The organism is Cupriavidus sp. 05N39 (assembly GCF_056397325.1).
This window is the reverse complement of record NZ_JBFTNE010000391.1, coordinates 1-375: the sequence shown is the minus strand read 5'-3', so window position 1 is coordinate 375 and position 375 is coordinate 1. Positions and strand designations below refer to the sequence as shown.

1 protein-coding gene is annotated in these 375 nt (G+C 61.6%); it reads left to right on the top strand.

The window, feature by feature from the left end; genetic code table 11:
• The coding region (locus tag AC1DN0_RS41850; RefSeq protein ID WP_477146722.1) for a hypothetical protein at nucleotides 1-345 on the top strand (345 nt) is incomplete at its 5' end.
• Between the last annotated feature and the right edge of the window lie 30 nt (nucleotides 346-375).

The following is a 375-nucleotide window of genomic DNA, read 5'->3' as shown; positions in this document are numbered from 1 at the left end:
TTCCAGTGGCGTGCGTGGCTGCTGCGGCGTTTGGAACAGCGCCCTTTCTACCTCGCGTCCAATCCCCAGGACCAGGCCGACCTGCAGGAATCGAATGACCGCCTCAAGGGCGACCTGGTGCTGGTGCGATACCGGGCCGCGCCCCATCGTTCCCCTTATGGGGATCGCAACCCCTGGTGCTGGTGCGATACCGGGCCGCGCCCCATCGTTCCCCTTATGGGGATCGCAACCCGCTCATGCTGTCGCCCCAGGAGCGTGCCGGGGCCAGTTAACCCTGACGAAGTGAAGGAGTTCCAACAAATCCCAACCATCGCATTCCCTATCCGGTTAACCCTGACGAAGTGAAGGAGTTCCAACAATGAAGCGCTATATCGC